The sequence below is a fragment of the Zoogloea sp. genome, from assembly GCF_041914405.1.
Classification (GTDB): domain Bacteria; phylum Pseudomonadota; class Gammaproteobacteria; order Burkholderiales; family Rhodocyclaceae; genus Zoogloea.
In genome coordinates, this window is the sequence record NZ_JAYSDK010000024.1 from 1 (window position 1) to 15,259 (window position 15,259).

Genomic DNA, 15,259 nt, shown 5'->3' on the forward strand with positions numbered 1-15,259 from the left:
GGTAGTGGATCCAGCGCCAGCCGTGGCAGGCGATCTCGTGGCCGAGCTCCTTGAAGGCGGCGGTGAGTTCGGGGTGGCGTTGCAGCGCCATCGACACGCCGAAGATGGTCATCGGCAGACCGCGCCGCTCGAACTCGCGCAGGAAGCGCCACACGCCGACGCGGGAGCCGTACTCATAGACGCCCTCCATCGACAGGTGGCGGTCCGGGTAGCTGGCCGGGTTGAACAGCTCGGACAGGAACTGCTCGCTGCCGGGGTCGCCGTGCAGCACGCAGTTCTCACCGCCCTCCTCGTAGTTGAGGACGAACTGGACGGCCACCCGGGCCTGCCCCGGCCAGTCGGCAAAGGGCGGCTTGCGGCCGTAGCCGATCAGGTCGCGGGGATAGGCGGGATCGATCTTGCTCATGGCGGGACTCCTTGCGCTCAGCCGAGCAGCGCGTCGAGGCGGAAGCGGGCGATGCGACCGATCTGCTCGAGGCAGGTGCGGAACTCGGTGGCCGCATCGTTGGCGAGGCGGGCCTCCACCGCGTCCATGATCTGGTAGCGGGACAGGCCCTTCACCGCGATGACGAAGGGGAAGCCGAAACGTTCCCGGTAGGCGGCATTCAGCTTACGCAGGCGGGTCAGTTCGTCGGCACTGCACTGGTCGAGGCCGGCACCGCGCTGCTCGCCGGTGGAGGCTACCGTCAGCGTGCCGGCGGCGGCTTCCTTGCCGGCCAGCTCCGGGTGGGCGCGGATCAGGCCGAGCTTTTCTTCTTCACCGGCGGCGTCGAGCACCGCCAGCATCGCGGTGTGCAGCGCCTCGACGTCGGCGAAGGGGCGGGCCGCCCAGGCCCGCTCGGGGATCCACGGGGAATGTTCGAAGATGTCGGCCAGGCGGGCGACGAACTCGTCCCGCGGCAGCGCCGACAAGGCGGCGACGGAGGTGGGCGCATTCATTTTTTTCAAGTCCTCAAGGTCGTGCTGGGGTCGGGGGCAGGATCTCAGTCGGCGAGCCTGGCGCCCTGGGCGTACCAGCGGGCGATCAGCTGGCGCTCGGCGTCGGTAATGCCGGTCAGGTTGCCGAGGGGCATGTAACCGCTGGCCACCGTCTCGGCCATCTTGGCGGCATGCTGGCCAATGCCTTCGGCGCTCTGCAGCACCACACCCTTGGGCGGCTGAGCGAAGCCGGCCTGGGTCGGATGTTCGGCGTGGCAGGCGGTGCAGCGGGTATCGACCACGTGCTTGACGGCCGCGAAGCTCACCTTCTCGCCATCGCTCTTCACCGGCGCGGGGGCCATCAGCACGATCAGCAGGGCCAGCAGCGCGGCTCCTGAGGCGGGCAGCCACCACTTCACCTGGCCACGATGGCGCAGCACGAAGAACTGACGGATCAGCACGCCGGCCAGCATCATGACCACCAGCACCAGCCAGCCGTTGGGGTGGGAATAGGTCATCGGGTAGTGGTTGCTGATCATCACGAACAGCACCGGCAGCGTGAAGTAGGTGTTGTGCACCGAGCGCTGCTTGCCGATCTGGCCGGGACGCGGGTCCACCGGCTGGCCGGCGCGGATCTGCTCGACCATGCGCTTCTGGCCGGGGATGATGTGGATGAACACGTTGGCCACCATCATCGTGCCGAGCATCGCGCCAACGTGCATGTAGGCGCCGCGGGCCGAGAACAGGTGGTGCAGCAGCCAATCGGCCAGAACCACGAAACCGAACAGCAGCACCGCCAGCAGGCCGTCGCGGCCCATCAGCTTGCGGCACAGCAGGTCATACACCACCCAGCCGCTGGCCAGGAAGGCGATAGAGATGCCGACCGCGGCCGGCGGCGTCAGCGCCATGACCTTGGCGTCGATCAGGTAGCTGGAAGCACCGATCCAGTACACCACCGCCAGCAGGCTCATGCCCGACAACCAAGTGGTGTAAGCCTCCCACTTGGACCAATGGAGGTCGTGGGTCAGCGGCTCGCCTTGCGGGCCGGTGAGGAATTTCTGGCTGCAGTAGAAGCCGCCACCATGCACCGCCCACAGCTCGCCGAACACGCCGCGCTTGGCGTCCTCGGGCTTCTTCGGCGGACGCAGGGAGTTGTCGAGCATCACGAAATAGAACGACGCGCCGATCCAGGCGATGCCGGTGATCAGGTGGAGCCAGCGCAGCAGCAGGTTGGCCCAGTCGAGGAGATAGGTTTCCATGTTTCTTCAGTCTCTCGTGCGAAACGGTGCGCGGATTCGGGCTCAGCTGCCGCGGTAGGTGGAGTAGCTCCACGGGGACACCAGCAGCGGCACGTGATAGTGCTGGGCCGGGTCGGCGATGCCGAAACGCAGCACCACTTCGTCCACGAACAGGGGTTCCGGCAGGGCCTGGCCCTGGGCACGGAAGTAGTCGCCAGCGGCGAAGACGAGCTCGTAGCTGCCACGCTCGAAGGCCTCGCCGTCGAGCAGCGGGCTGTCGCAGCGTCCGTCATGGTTGGTGACGGCGCGGCGGATCTCGCGGCGGCCGCCGTCCAGGCGGTAAAGGGTCACGGCGATGCCGGTACCCGGCTTGCCGCTGGCGGTGTCCAGCACGTGGGTGGTAAGGCGTCCCATGCTTGTGTCTCCGGTTGTTGGTGTGGGGATGTGCTGTGCAGTTTAGAGCGGGCCGGGATTAAGGAAATGGATATGAGCTTATAAGCTATATATACTTTTCAATATCTTCCTGCCCCCGTCCCCATGAGCACCCGACGAAGCGACGACCAGCTCGACACCTATCTGCTGCGGATCTTCTGCCTGCTGATCACCGAGCGCAGCGTGTCGCGCACGGCGCTGCGCCTGAACCAGTCCCAGCCAGCGGTGAGCCTGGCCCTGAAGCGCCTCCGCACGATCCTCGGCGACCCGCTGCTGGTGCGGGAAAAGAGCGGCATGGTGCCCACCGAGCGGGCGCTGGCGCTGCTGTCCCACGCCAAGGGCGCGCTGGCGGAAATCGATCGGATGACCTTCGCGCCGGAGTCCTTCGACCCGCTGACCAGCCGCTATGAGTTCCGCGTCGGCGCGCCGGACTACCTGGCGCCGATGTTCATTTCCAGCGTGGTCGAGCGGATCCGCAAGGAAGCCCCGAACCTGCGCCTGAGCCTGCAGTCACTGGGGCCAAACTTCGATTTCGAGCGTTCCCTCGCCGAGGGGGATCTGGACGTGGTGATCGGCAACTGGCCGGAACCGCCCCACCGCATGCACCTGTCGATGCTGCTGGAAGACGAGATCGTGTGTCTGGTGGGGGCGAACCATCCGCTGGCCCGCAAGGGATTCACCGCCGACGACTACCAGCGGGCGGTGCATGTGGTGCCGATGCCCTATTCGATCAGCCAGCGCGGCGTGATCGACACGGTGCTGGCGACGCACCGCCTGAACCGGGACGAGCGGGTGGTGGTGCAGTCCTTCACGATGGCGCCGTATCTGCTGCAGCACAGCGACCTGGTGTTCACCACCACCCGGCATTTCGCGCAGTTCTACGCAAACCTGCTGCCGCTGGTGATCCTGCCGTCGCCGATTCCTTTTCCGGCAATGCGCTTCTACCAGCTGTGGCACGAGCGCAACCACCTGTCGCCAGCCCACCGCTGGATCCGCCGCCTGCTCGCCGACTGCGGCAAGCAGATCAAGCCGGGCAGTTGAGGCGCCGCCCGGCAGGCCTGGTCAGGCCATGCGGGAGACGGGCATGCCGAGGTGGAAGCCCTGGGCGTAGTCCACCCCCATGCCGCGCAGCTCGTCGAGGATTTCCTCGGACTCGACGAACTCGGCGATGGTGAGGATGCCGAGCTCCTGGCACAGGCGCGTGAGGTTGCGGACCAGGGTGCGGTCCACTTTCGACTTGACGATGTTCTTCACGAAGGCGCCGTCGATCTTCACGTAGTCGAAGGTCAGCTCGCGCAGGTAGTGGAAGGAGTTGTAGCCGCTGCCGAAGTCGTCGAGGGCGAACAGGAAGCCCTTCTTGCGCAGGTCGCTGAGGAATTTGCGCATGTGGGTCATGTCCCCGATGGCATCGCGCTCGAGGATCTCGAAGACGATGACGTTGGGCGGAATGTCCAGTTGCGCACACAGCATCTCGGCATAGCCGAGGATGCCGCGGCCCTGGATCTCCTGGGCCGACAGGTTGATGAACAGCCGGAACGGCGGCGCCCCCGGCGTGTCCAGGCGCTCCCGCGCGGCCGCGAAGCCCTGCTCGATGATGGCCCGGTCGAGATCGCGGCCGAGGCCGTATTTCTCGATGGTCTCGATGAAGGCGCCGGCTGACAGGGTGGTGCCGTCCGGCTCGATGATGCGCGCCAGCGTCTCGTAGGCGAAGGGCTTGCCGGTGCGGCAGTCGAAGATGGTCTGGAAGTACGGCACCACCCGCTTCTCGCGCAGGGATACGCGCAGCTTCTCGGCGTAGTCGCGGGTCGCGCGGCTGGCATGGACCCGGTCCTTCACCGACTCGAAGGTGCCGATGGTGTCCTTGCCGAGCTCCTTGGCCCGGTAGAGTCCGATGTCCACCCCGGCCATCAGGTCGGAAAGGCTGTTGGCGTCCTTCGGGTAGGACACGATGCCGATCGAGGTGGTGACGTGGAAGATCTTGCCGTCGTCACCCTCGAAGCTCATCTGGCGTAGCTCGGTGCGCAGCTTCTCGGCCACCACCATCGCCCCGTCCAGGCCGGTCTCGACCAGAATGATGGCGAACTCGTCACCGCCGATGCGGGTCGCCAGGTCGCCGCGCCGCATCACCGTGCGCATCTTCTCGGCGACCTGCTGCAGCACCGCGTCGCCACGGGGGTGGCCATAGGTGTCGTTGACGTCCTTGAAGTCGTCCAGGTCGAGCATCAGGATCGAGAACTCGTGCGAGTGGCGCTCCGAGCGGCCGAGCTCGTAGCCGAGCATCTCGTTGAAATAGCGCCGGTTGTGCAGGCCGGTCAGCGGATCGTGGGTCGAATAGTATTCGAGCTCCGACAGGGTGCGGCTGAGCGCCTTGCTGGACCCGACCACCATCACCATCACGGCGAGGATGGAGTGGATCACGCTGCTTTCCTGCGGCGTCAGCTTGTCGAGGGACGCGTAGGCGATACCGAGCAGGCCAGACAGGTTGGACGAATCCATGTCCGGCACCGGCACGGTGATCATGCGGATGTTGCTGGCATCCACCCCCTGGCGCTTGCGGTTGCGGATGACCTGGAATTCCTCGATATCCAGCGGCACGTCGGGCGGCAGATCGAGGTGCTCGATCATGTCGCGGGCCAGCCGGTGGCGGGCAGAGGTCTTCACCTCCTCCGGGTATTCGCCCATGTAATAGACGTACAGGGACAGGGCGTTGTCTTCGGAGAAGGCGATGAAGAAGACGTCGAAGGGGAAGAAGGCGTGGAAGCCGAGCAGCACCTCCTGCACGAAGGCCTTCCACTGGGTGACCTTCTCATGGGACAGCACGATGGTCTCGAGAACCCGGCTCTGGCGTTCGAGCAGGTCCTTCTCGATCAGCGTGCCGGCCAGGTCCTTGGAGACACGATTGAACTCCAGCATGACCTGCTGCAGGTCGCGGGAGTTGTTGCCGAGCTGCCGACGCCGCTCGCCGACCAGCAGTTCGAGGGTCTTGTCGAGGCGCTCGCAGCGCGCCACTGCCCGGTCCAGGCCGCGGGTCAGCTCCATACGCTGAGCGTCGCTCATCGGCAGCCCCTCGATCTGCCCGAGGGAGGCCTGCAGCCCCTGCAGGATCTCGGCCCGCACGCTCTGGGTCAGCTCGGTGATGCTGGCGGCGAACAGGCTGCTGCGCGTCTGGCTCTCGAACAGGGCCGCGAAGCTCTCCAGCACCCGCTGGCGCATGCCCTCCTGGCGCTGCGGGATGACCAGCAATGGATTGGGTCTCAGGTTCACGTGACTCTCCGGAAACGTCCGGCCTCGACCATCAGGTCCACGCCGCACTCCAGATTGCGGAACCAGTCGAGGAAGGCCGGCACCGCAGCGCCCCGGTAGATGGGCCCGTGCTGGGGGGCGATGAAATCGATGTCGAGCCTGGACACCGCCTCGACCCACAGGCGCGCCGCCTTGTTGGACGCCATGTAGCGCCGATGGAAGCCCTCGATGTACGGCACGTGGCCGGCGAAGTCATCTACATAGGGCTCGTCTTCGCCGTCGGGCATCATCGCCGCGCCGATGTCGCCGGTGAACAGCACCTTCGAGATCGGGTCATAGACGTTGATCTGCCCTTCCGAGTGCAGGAAGTGCGCGGGGACCAGATCCAGCCGGAAGCCATCGGCCAGATCGACCTGCATGCCCTCGTCGGGCACGCCGATGAAACGGCGCATCGACGAGATGCCGTAGTGGGGCAGGAAGCGCATCCAGATACTCGACACGTACACCGGCGCCTCGGAGATCTCCAGCCAGGTCGCCAGGCCGCCAACGATGTCCGGATCCTGGTGGGACAGCATGATCGCTTTCAGGCGGTCGGGGCTCACGTAGCGCAGCAGTTCGGAGAGCACCCGCGGCATCACACCGAAGCCGCCCGGGTCGAGCAGCACGCCGTCGTCGCCGTGGACAACCAGGTACTGGTTGGAACGGATGCCGTCCTCTTCGCCCGGCTCGCTCTCATTCAGGAGGATGAACTTGTGATCGTCAGTATTGAACAGGGGGATGTTGCGCATGCTGCTTCCTAGGATCCTTCTATGCTTGTCGCAGGCCATGGCCGGCGACGGATTCGCCGTTTTCATGCCTTGTGAATTCTGAACTCGCCAATCATGGCCTTGAGCCTGCCCGAGGTGGCGAGGAGATCCCCCGCCGCCTGCCTGGCTTCCCGGGAGGCCTGCAGGTTGTCGTCGATGAGCTGGGTGATGTGTTCCATATTGCGCGCGACGTCCTCGCTGGCCTGGGTCTGCTCGACCGTGGCGGCGGAGATGCTGCGCGACATGCCGCTCACTTCGTCGGCAGCCTGGGTCACGCCCCCCAGGCTGGTCGCGCCATCCTGCAGGGACGCGATGGTGGCCTCGACCTCGCTGCGCGCGGCGGCCATCGCCTCCACCGCCTCGGCGGTGACTGACTGGATCGCCGCCACCGTGGCGGCGATGTCGCGGGAGCTGGACGCGGTCCGCTCGGCCAGGGTGCGCACCTCGTCGGCCACCACCGCGAAACCGCGGCCCTGCTCACCGGCCCGGGCCGCCTCGATGGCTGCATTGAGGGCCAGCAGATTGGTCTGCCCGGCCACATCGCCAATGACCTGGGTGATGCTGCCGATTTTATGGATGGCCTCGGACAGGGTATGGATGGTGTCGCCGGAGCGGGACACCGCCTCCACGACGCGGCGGGTCATGTGCACGGTCTCGCCGATCCGCGCATTGCCGGCTGCGATCAGCTGCTGGGCGCGCTGGGCGGCGTCGGAGGTATCGCCAGCGCTGCTGGCCACCTCGCGCACCGACACGCTGAGTTCCTCGGTGGCCGCCGCCACGCTCTTGGCGCTGTCGTATTGCAGCGTCGACTTCTCGCCGACCTGGCCCATCTGGCGGTCGAGCTGGCCGCAACGGGCCTCGATGGCCTCGGCCGCCATCGCGATGTCGTCGAGCATCGCCAGCAGGTGGGCCTGCATGCCGCCCAATTGGCAGAACAGCAGGCCGGTCTCGTCGCGGCTGCTGACATCCACGTCGTTGGTCAGGTTGCCTTCGGCGATCTGGTCGAAGAACTGGGTCACCCGGGCCAGCGGACGATCGACGCGCAGCGAGAAATAGATGCCGACGGAGACCGAGACGAGCGTCGACAGCAGCGCCGCAGCACCCACATAGGCGCTGCGTGCCGGCGTCAGTTCTCCGGCGAAGCTCGCGAGCATTATCCCTGCTGACAACGTGGCCATGGCGCCCATTATGACCCACAAGCGGGTACTGAAGGAAAAGCGCCCCAGCAGGCCGGGGTTGATCCGCGGGAAGCGGGCGTGGCCCTCGCGGACCCGCGCATAGAGGTGTTCGGCAGACCTCACCTCATCGCGGGACGGCTCGGTGCGCACCGACATGAAACCCACCGTCTGCCCGTTCTTGCGGACCGGCACGACGAAGGCGCGCACCCAGTAATAGTCACCGTTCTTGCAACGGTTCTTGACCAGGCCATGCCAGGGCAGGCCGCTCTTCACCGTCTGCCACAGGTCGGCAAAGGCCTCCGGCGGCATGTCCGGATGACGAACCAGGTTATGGGAACGCCCCAGCAGTTCGTCGCGCTGAAAGCCGCTGATGCGGACGAATGCGTCGTTGGCGTGGGTGATGATGCCTTTAAGATCAGTTTTGGAGACCAGATAGCGGCCCTGGGGAAAGGGAACTTCGGTCTGCGTAACGGGCAGGTTGACCTTCACGGATTGTCTTTGGTGGGTATCTCCCGGCCGATCCGGCGGCTAGGTAACCGGGAGACGCGTACTGTTGTCTGGAATGCCCGACTGTAGTTTTTTATAGAGTGTCAGGCATTTGCGTCAGCCACGGATTTCATGGCTTCGCGCCTGACGATAGCAAGCTTTGATGGAGGTGTATGTCAGGTTTTCCTGAAATGAGCACCTAAAACCCTGGTTCGGACAGGGTTTCCATCAAGCCCCCGGCGGTGGGGCCGCCGCCGCCCTCAATCGACGGTGAGGCCGTGGCGGATGGCGTAGCGGATCAGGTCCGCGTTGTTATCCACCTGCAGCTTTTCCATCAGGCGCATCTTGTGGGTGCTGACGGTCTTCGGGCTAAGGTGCAGCTGGTCGGCGATCTCACCGAGGGGCAGGCCGGCAACGATGCCTTCGAGCACCTGGCGCTCCCGCTCGGACAGGGCCTCGTGGGCCAGCGGGCGAGCGGGCCCGTGATCGAAGACCAGCACGTTCCCCAGTGCCGGGTCGATGAAGCGGCCGCCATGGGTCACCTTGCGGATTGCCGCCAGCAGCACTTCCGGCTCGCTGTCCTTGGTCACGTAGCCACCGGCGCCGGCGCGCAGCGCGCGGGCCACGATCTGCCCCTCGTTGTGCATCGACAGCACCAGGATGGGCAGCCGCGCATGCGTCCTCTGCAGGCGGCCGATGAGTTCCAGGCCGGCCAGCCCGGGCATCGACATGTCGAGCAACAGCAGATCGACGGCATCCTTCTGCAACTGCTCGAAGATCTCTTCGCCGCGGGTGGCCTCGGCCACCACCGCGATGTCGATGGTCGTCGCGATGATCTGCTTGAGGCCGCTGCGCACAATGGCGTGGTCGTCGGCGATCATCAGCCGGATCACGCTGGCACCTCCGCCGCCAGCGGGAGTTCGATGGACACCGTGGTGCCCCGTCCGGGGCTGCTGTCGAAGACCAGGTCGCCGTCGAGGGCCAGCACGCGCTCGCGCATGCCGAGCAGGCCGAAGCCGCGCAGCTTGTCGGCAGGCTGCGGATCGAAACCGCAGCCGTCATCGGCGACGCGCAGGTGTAGGCGGTCGCCGTCCCGGGCCAGCCATACCTCCACCTGGCGGGCGCGGGCGTGGCGGGCGATATTGGTCAGGGACTCCTGCACGAGGCGGAACACCACCGTCGCACGGGCCTCGTCCATCGCCAGCTCCTCGTCGCAGGCATACAGGCGGCAGCGGATCTCGGAGCGGCGCTGCAAGTCGTCGAGCAGCCATTCGATGGCCGGCACCAGGCCCAGGTCGAGGGCCGCCGGACGCAGGTTGCTGGCGATCTGGCGGACCACCTCGATGGTGCCCTCAGCCAGCTCGCGCATCCGCTCGGCCATGCGGAACAACTCGGGGTTGTGGCCGAAGCCGATGCGCAGCAGCGAGATGTCCATCTTCAAGGCGGTCAGGCGCTGGCCGAGTTCGTCGTGGATCTCCCGGGCGATGTGCTTGCGCTCCTGCTCCAGCAGGGTCTTCTGGTGATGGGACAGCTCACGCAGCTGGCGCCGTGATTCGAGCAGGGCCTGCTCGGCCCGTTTCTGGGTGTCGATGTCGAGCATCTGGCCGACCGAGGCAATCATCCGGCCGTTCTTGTCGAGGATCTCGGAGACCACCATCAGCGCCCACACCACACGGCCGTCCTTGCGCACGTAGCGCTTCTCCATCTGGAACTTGGGCAGCTTGCCGTCGAGCATCTGGGCCCGCGCACTGACGTTGTCGGCCAGATCGTCCGGATGGGTGATGGCGTGGTAGGACATGCCCAGCAACTCGGCCTCGGAATAGCCGACGAACTCGCACATGGCCTGGTTGACCTTGATGTAGCGCCCGTCGAAGTCGGCCACCGCCATGCCGACCGCGGCGGCATCGAAGGTGCTCTGGAAGAATTCCTTGCTGAGGCGCATCTCCTCCTTCGCATGGCGGAACCTGGCAACGGCGGCACACGCGCCTGCCACCGTCGTGAGGCTCAGCAGGGTCATCGCCGCAGCGAAGGAGAGGTTGATGTTCGCTAATACGTCCATGCGCGTAGAGAAAGACTACCTGCCGTGGCTGCACGATCAGGCCGTTCCGGCCAGCGCGTATGCGCCTCGCCGAAGGACCGTGAACCCTTGTCGAAACGCAGGTTAACACAAGCCCCCGGGCCGTTTGCGGTACTCCAACACGGTCTGGCCGCCGTTGGCCGCCCCACCCGCCGATCCCTCCGGAGCAGCAGCGGCCACGGCTCTCCGGCTAAGGGGCGGCTCAGGCGAAGCCGGGCTCGGCGTACTCCGGCCGCGCCGCGAGACGCTGGCGCAGGCGCTCGACGACGATACGCACCTTCGGCGACAGGTTGCGCCGCGGTGGGATCAGTGCCCACACGCCGTGGGCCTGGCTGTGCAGCTGGAAGTCCGGCAGCAGCGCCACCAGCGCACCGCTGTGCAGATGCGGCAGCACGTAGTAATCGGGCAGCTGGCACACCCCGATGCCGCACAAAGCCGCGTCGAGCACCGCCAGGCCGCTGTTGCAGCGCCAGTTGCCGGCCACCCGCTGGGACAGCTCGCGGCCGTCGGCCTGGAACAGCCAGCTGTCGGAGATGCCGAGCAAGCAGTTGTGGCGCTCCAGATCGGCGAGGCTGGTAGGCGTGCCGTGGCGGGCCAGGTAGTCGGGCGTCGCGCACACGTACATCACCCGCGGCGCCAGGCGCACCGCCACCAGCCGGGTGTCGGTCAGGCGGCCGAGGCGGATCGCGATGTCGTAGCCCTCCTGCACCAGGTCGCGGGGCGTGTTGTCGAGCTCCATCTCGACCTGCAGTTGCGGGTGCTCGGCCACCAGCTCGTTGATCAACGGCACGATGTAGCGCTCGCCGTACACCGCCGAGCTGGTGATACGCAGCAGGCCCTTGGGGCTCTGTTCCAGGTCGAGCACCGAGCGGAAGGCCTCGTCGAAGCCGTCCTGCAACTGGCGGCAGTGCTGGAAGAAGGCCTGCCCGGCCTCGGTAAGACGCACCAGCCGCGTGCTGCGGTGGAACAGGCGGGTCTGCATGCGCTCCTCAAGGCGCTGCACCTGGCGACTCACGTGGGAGGCCGACAGCCCCAGGCGGCGCGCCGCCGCCGAAAAGCCGCCGGTCTCGGCGACGGCCACAAATTCTTCCAGCCCTTCCCAACGGCTCATGACGGCACGCTACGATCCATTATTGCCAAACAGCAACAATGTTTTGACGAAGCACCGGATTATCCGCCAGCAGTCCATAAATTACACTGCTCGCTTTCCTTCAGCCTTCCACCGGAGACACCGATGATCAAATCCCGCGCCGCCGTCGCCTGGGCCGCCAAGCAGCCCCTCGAAATCACCGAAGTGGACGTGGCCCCGCCGAAAGCCGGCGAGGTGCTGGTGCGCATCGTGGCCACCGGCGTCTGCCACACCGACGCCTTCACGCTGTCCGGCGCCGACCCGGAAGGCATCTTCCCGACCATCCTCGGCCACGAAGGCGGCGGCATCGTCGAAGCCATCGGCGAAGGCGTCACCTCGGTCGCCGTCGGCGACCACGTGATCCCGCTGTACACGCCGGAATGCGGCAAGTGCAAGTTCTGCCTGTCCGGCAAGACCAACCTGTGCCAAGCCATCCGCGCCACCCAGGGCAAGGGCCTGATGCCCGACGGCACCACCCGCTTCAGCAAGGACGGCAAGCCCATCTACCACTACATGGGCACCTCGACCTTCTCCGAATACACCGTGCTGCCGGAAATCTCGGTGGCCAAAATCAGCAAGGACGCCCCGCTCGAGAAGGTGTGCCTGCTCGGCTGCGGCGTGACCACCGGCATCGGCGCGGTGATGAACACCGCCAAGGTCGAGCCGGGCGCCACCGTGGCAATCTTCGGCCTCGGCGGCATCGGCCTGTCGGCAGTCATCGGCGCGGTGATGGCCAAGGCCTCGCGCATCGTCGCCATCGACGTGAACCCGGCCAAGTTCGAGATCGCCAAGCAACTCGGCGCCACCGATTGCATCAATCCTCTGGACTACGACAAGCCGATCCAGGAAGTCATCGTCGACCTCACCGACGGCGGCGTCGATTACTCCTTCGAGTGCATCGGCAACACCAAGGTCATGCGCTCGGCGCTGGAGTGCTGCCACAAGGGCTGGGGCGAATCGATCATCATCGGCGTCGCCGGCGCCGGCGAAGAAATCTCCACCCGCCCCTTCCAGCTGGTCACCGGCCGCGTCTGGCGCGGCTCCGCCTTCGGCGGCGTGCGTGGCCGCTCCGAGCTGCCCGGCTATGTGGAAAAAGCCCAGCGCGGTGAAATCCCGCTCGACACCTTCATCACCCACACGATGGGCCTCGAGGACATCAACAAGGCCTTCGACCTGATGCACGAAGGCAAGAGCATCCGCACCGTCATCCACTTCGACAAGTAAGCCCCCTGCGCCGCCGCTCCCCGATGGAGCGGTACCGCGGGAAGCCTTCCCGCAGAGTCGGCCCCTGTGGGGCTGTCCTGTGGGAGCGAATTCATTCGCCCATCGCAGGTTTGGCGACCGCCGAGGGCGAATGAATTCGCCCCCACAGGTCTCCCCACAGATTTCACCCACGCACCCCACATCTTGTAGGGTCGAATTCATTCGACCGCCCCTCCCCCCGGCCCAGCCTTCTTCCCGGAACCTATCATGACCACGCCCCTGACCCTGATCTCCGAGAACCGCAGCTTCGGCGGCTGGCACCGCCGCTACCGGCACGCCGCCACCAGCACCGGCTGCGACATGACTTTCGCCGTGTTCCTGCCGCCGCAGGCCGAGCACGGCCCGGTACCGGTGCTGTACTGGCTGTCCGGTCTCACCTGCACCGACGAGAATTTCATGCAGAAGGCCGGCGCCCACCGGGTTGCCGCCGAACTGGGCATCGCCATCGTCGCCCCCGACACCAGCCCGCGCGGCGCCAACGTCCCCGGCGACCCGGACGGCGCGTGGGACTTCGGCCACGGTGCCGGCTTCTACGTGAACGCCACCCAGGCCCCGTGGAAGGCCCACTACCGCATGCACGACTACGTGGTGCATGAGCTGCCGGCCCTCGTCGAGGCGAACCTGCCGGTCAGCCCGCGCCGCGCGATCTCCGGGCATTCGATGGGCGGCCACGGCGCGCTGGTGTGCGCGCTGCGCAACCCCGGCCACTACCTGTCGGTATCGGCCTTCGCGCCGATCAGCAACCCAATGGACTGCCCGTGGGGGCACAAGGCCTTGTCCCGCTACCTCGGCGAAGACCGGGAGAGCTGGCGTGAATGGGATGCCTGCGAGCTGATTGCCGGCGCCAGCGAACGCCTGCCGCTGCTGGTAGACCAGGGCGAGGCCGACAGCTTCCTCGCCGAACAGCTCAAGCCGGACGCCCTCGCCCGCGCCTGCGGCGCTGCCGGCCATCCGCTGACCCTCCGCCGCCAGCCGGGCTACGACCACAGCTACTACTTCATCGCCAGCTTCATCGAAGACCACCTGCGCCACCACGCGGCGGCCTTGCACAGCTGAGGCCGGGGTGGGCGAATGAATTCGCCCCCACGACTTGTTTGAAGGACCATGCGCCGGGCCGCTTACTGCCCGGCGCGCTCAGCCGCGGGCGATCTCCCGCACCGCGGTCACCAGCCGGTCCAGATCGGCCGGGCGGGTGAAGATGGCTGGCGTGACGCGCACCACCGCGCCCGAGGCCAGGCCGCCGCGGGCCACCGTGAAGATGCCGTACTGCTCGCGCAAACGACGCGCCAGGGCCTGGCTGTCGGCCAGGCTGCTGCGGCCCCCAATGCGCAGCGCACTGATCGCCCCATGCAGGCGCGGCGCGTCCGGCGTCAGGATCTGCACGCCCTTCACGTCCCGCACCCGCTCCACCCAGTAGTCACGCAGGTAGCGCAGACGGGCCTCCTTGTTGGGCACGCCGATGGCGGCCTGGAAGTCCAGCGCGGTCGGCACCGTCATCACGTTGGCGGTGGCCGTGGTGCCCGAATGGACCCGCGAACGGATGTCGCCGGAGCCCTCCCCGGCCGCGCTGAGGTGCGGCGCGATGTCGTCGAGGCGGCTCTTGCGGATGTACAGGAAGCCCACGCCCAGGGGCGCACCGACCCACTTGTGCAGGTTGAAGGCGGCGAAATCGACACCACCCAGCTCCGGCAGGCGGAAATCGATGTGGCCCCACGAGTGGGCCGCGTCGAGGATCACGTCCACGCCGCGGGCCTTGGCCAGCCGGGTGATCTCCGCCACCGGCAGGATCAGCCCGGTCTTGTGGTTGATGTGGGTCAGCAGCAGCAGGCGCGTGCCCGGGTTGGCCGCCAGCCCCTTGGCGTAGGCATCGAGGATGCTGGCCTCGCTGGCCGGTTCCGGCAGCACGATGCGCGCCACCTTCACGCCGCGCCGCTCCGGCAGGTAGTCGAAGACGCTCTGCGCGCTGTCGTAGTCCAGGTCGGCGTACATCACCGTGTCGCCGGGCTTGAGGCCGCGGTAGTTGGTGATCAGGTTTTGCAGCGCCTCGGTGGCGCCGCGGGTCAGCGCGATCTCGTCGGCCTGCACGCCCAGCAGCGCGGCGATGCGGCCGCGCACGGCGTCCGTCTCGCGGCTGAACTCCTGGCGCAGGAAGTAGGAGTTGCGCTCGTTGAGGCGCTCGATGTTGCGCTGCAGTTCCACCAGCACCGGGCGCGCCATGATGCCGTAGAAGCCGTGCTCCAGATTGACGAAATCGGGCGACTGCCGATACAGCGCGGCGATCTGCGCCCAGTAGGCCTCGTTGCGGGCCACCGTCAGCGCATCGCCGCCCGGCAGCGCGGGCAGCGTGGACAGAGCGGTGGCCGGGGCGGGCGCCGCCTGGGCCAGGGCCGGCGCGCCGCGCAGGGTGGAGGCGGCGGCCACGGCGAGGCCGAGGGAGCCCTTCAGCAGGGCCCGGCGGGAAAGTTGGGGATTCATGTGGGAGTCTCCGT

The 15,259-nt window shown here is 66.9% G+C and carries 14 protein-coding genes; 3 read left to right on the top strand and 11 right to left on the bottom strand.

The genetic code is table 11. From position 1 onward, the window contains the following. The 4 genes from ACE3RX_RS14760 to uraH form a co-directional block, all read right to left on the bottom strand. The coding region (locus ACE3RX_RS14760; RefSeq protein ID WP_374485220.1) for a polysaccharide deacetylase family protein at positions 1-406 on the bottom strand (406 nt) is incomplete at its 3' end. 17 nt (positions 407-423) lie between these two features. After that, positions 424-939: a 2-oxo-4-hydroxy-4-carboxy-5-ureidoimidazoline decarboxylase gene (gene uraD / locus ACE3RX_RS14765; protein WP_374485223.1), complete on the bottom strand. Its 516-nt coding sequence runs from the start codon at positions 937-939 to the stop codon at positions 424-426. A 44-nt stretch (positions 940-983) separates the two neighbouring features. After that, complete coding sequence (locus ACE3RX_RS14770) at positions 984-2,177, bottom strand: urate hydroxylase PuuD (protein WP_374485225.1); 1,194 nt, start codon at positions 2,175-2,177, stop codon at positions 984-986. Positions 2,178-2,219: 42 nt separating this feature from the next. Then, positions 2,220-2,570, bottom strand: coding sequence for a hydroxyisourate hydrolase (uraH, locus tag ACE3RX_RS14775; protein WP_374485227.1), 351 nt, complete (start codon positions 2,568-2,570; stop codon positions 2,220-2,222). Between the two features lie 123 nt (positions 2,571-2,693). On the opposite strand from uraH, the gene ACE3RX_RS14780 reads away from it, so the two are divergent. After that, positions 2,694-3,629: a LysR family transcriptional regulator gene (locus tag ACE3RX_RS14780; RefSeq protein WP_374485230.1), complete on the top strand. Its 936-nt coding sequence runs from the start codon at positions 2,694-2,696 to the stop codon at positions 3,627-3,629. Positions 3,630-3,650: 21 nt separating this feature from the next. Here ACE3RX_RS14780 and ACE3RX_RS14785 read toward each other — a convergent pair whose 3' ends face one another. From ACE3RX_RS14785 to ACE3RX_RS14810, 6 genes are all read right to left on the bottom strand, one after another. Next, positions 3,651-5,852 (bottom strand): putative bifunctional diguanylate cyclase/phosphodiesterase, encoded by a 2,202-nt coding sequence (locus ACE3RX_RS14785; protein ID WP_374485232.1) that lies wholly within the window; start codon positions 5,850-5,852, stop codon positions 3,651-3,653. Next, on the bottom strand, positions 5,849-6,619 hold the full coding sequence (locus ACE3RX_RS14790) for an MBL fold metallo-hydrolase (protein WP_374485234.1): 771 nt from the start codon (positions 6,617-6,619) through the stop codon (positions 5,849-5,851). The genes ACE3RX_RS14785 and ACE3RX_RS14790 overlap by 4 nt, the downstream gene beginning before the upstream one ends. A 62-nt stretch (positions 6,620-6,681) precedes the next feature. After that, entirely contained in the window at positions 6,682-8,304 is a 1,623-nt protein-coding gene (locus tag ACE3RX_RS14795) for a methyl-accepting chemotaxis protein (protein ID WP_374485236.1), read from the bottom strand. Between the two features lie 257 nt (positions 8,305-8,561). Beyond that, the gene (locus ACE3RX_RS14800) at positions 8,562-9,194 is read right to left on the bottom strand and encodes a response regulator (RefSeq protein ID WP_374485238.1); all 633 of its coding nucleotides are present in this window, start codon (positions 9,192-9,194) and stop codon (positions 8,562-8,564) included. Next, positions 9,191-10,360, bottom strand: a complete 1,170-nt coding sequence (locus ACE3RX_RS14805; protein ID WP_374485240.1) for a PAS domain S-box protein — start codon at positions 10,358-10,360, stop codon at positions 9,191-9,193. Before ACE3RX_RS14805 ends, ACE3RX_RS14800 begins: the two co-directional genes overlap by 4 nt. Positions 10,361-10,580: 220 nt before the next feature. After that, a complete protein-coding gene (locus ACE3RX_RS14810) occupies positions 10,581-11,489 on the bottom strand; it encodes a LysR family transcriptional regulator (protein ID WP_374485242.1) in 909 nt (302 codons plus the stop codon). A gap of 123 nt (positions 11,490-11,612) precedes the next feature. Between ACE3RX_RS14810 and ACE3RX_RS14815 the strand changes: the two genes are divergently transcribed. Together ACE3RX_RS14815 and fghA are read left to right on the top strand one after the other, a co-directional pair. Then, positions 11,613-12,731, top strand: coding sequence for an S-(hydroxymethyl)glutathione dehydrogenase/class III alcohol dehydrogenase (locus ACE3RX_RS14815; RefSeq protein ID WP_374485244.1), 1,119 nt, complete (start codon positions 11,613-11,615; stop codon positions 12,729-12,731). Positions 12,732-12,977: 246 nt separating this feature from the next. Continuing rightward, complete coding sequence (gene fghA / locus ACE3RX_RS14820) at positions 12,978-13,826, top strand: S-formylglutathione hydrolase (protein WP_374485246.1); 849 nt, start codon at positions 12,978-12,980, stop codon at positions 13,824-13,826. Positions 13,827-13,904: 78 nt separating this feature from the next. On the opposite strand, the gene ACE3RX_RS14825 is transcribed toward fghA, so the two are convergent. Next, complete coding sequence (locus tag ACE3RX_RS14825) at positions 13,905-15,245, bottom strand: aminotransferase class V-fold PLP-dependent enzyme (RefSeq protein WP_374485248.1); 1,341 nt, start codon at positions 15,243-15,245, stop codon at positions 13,905-13,907. Positions 15,246-15,259: the final 14 nt, after the last annotated feature.

Excerpts from the sequence above, each read along its gene's own strand:
- uraH (WP_374485227.1), bottom strand. The coding sequence starts at position 2,570 with ATGGGACGCCTTACCACCCACGTGCTGGACACCGCCAGCGGCAAGCCG.
- ACE3RX_RS14810 (WP_374485242.1), bottom strand. The coding sequence starts at position 11,489 with ATGAGCCGTTGGGAAGGGCTGGAAGAATTTGTGGCCGTCGCCGAGACC.
- ACE3RX_RS14790 (WP_374485234.1), bottom strand. The coding sequence starts at position 6,619 with ATGCGCAACATCCCCCTGTTCAATACTGACGATCACAAGTTCATCCTC.
- ACE3RX_RS14770 (WP_374485225.1), bottom strand. The coding sequence starts at position 2,177 with ATGGAAACCTATCTCCTCGACTGGGCCAACCTGCTGCTGCGCTGGCTC.
- ACE3RX_RS14825 (WP_374485248.1), bottom strand. The coding sequence starts at position 15,245 with ATGAATCCCCAACTTTCCCGCCGGGCCCTGCTGAAGGGCTCCCTCGGC.
- ACE3RX_RS14780 (WP_374485230.1), top strand. The coding sequence starts at position 2,694 with ATGAGCACCCGACGAAGCGACGACCAGCTCGACACCTATCTGCTGCGG.
- fghA (WP_374485246.1), top strand. The coding sequence starts at position 12,978 with ATGACCACGCCCCTGACCCTGATCTCCGAGAACCGCAGCTTCGGCGGC.
- ACE3RX_RS14805 (WP_374485240.1), bottom strand. The coding sequence starts at position 10,360 with ATGGACGTATTAGCGAACATCAACCTCTCCTTCGCTGCGGCGATGACC.
- ACE3RX_RS14815 (WP_374485244.1), top strand. The coding sequence starts at position 11,613 with ATGATCAAATCCCGCGCCGCCGTCGCCTGGGCCGCCAAGCAGCCCCTC.
- uraD (WP_374485223.1), bottom strand. The coding sequence starts at position 939 with ATGAATGCGCCCACCTCCGTCGCCGCCTTGTCGGCGCTGCCGCGGGAC.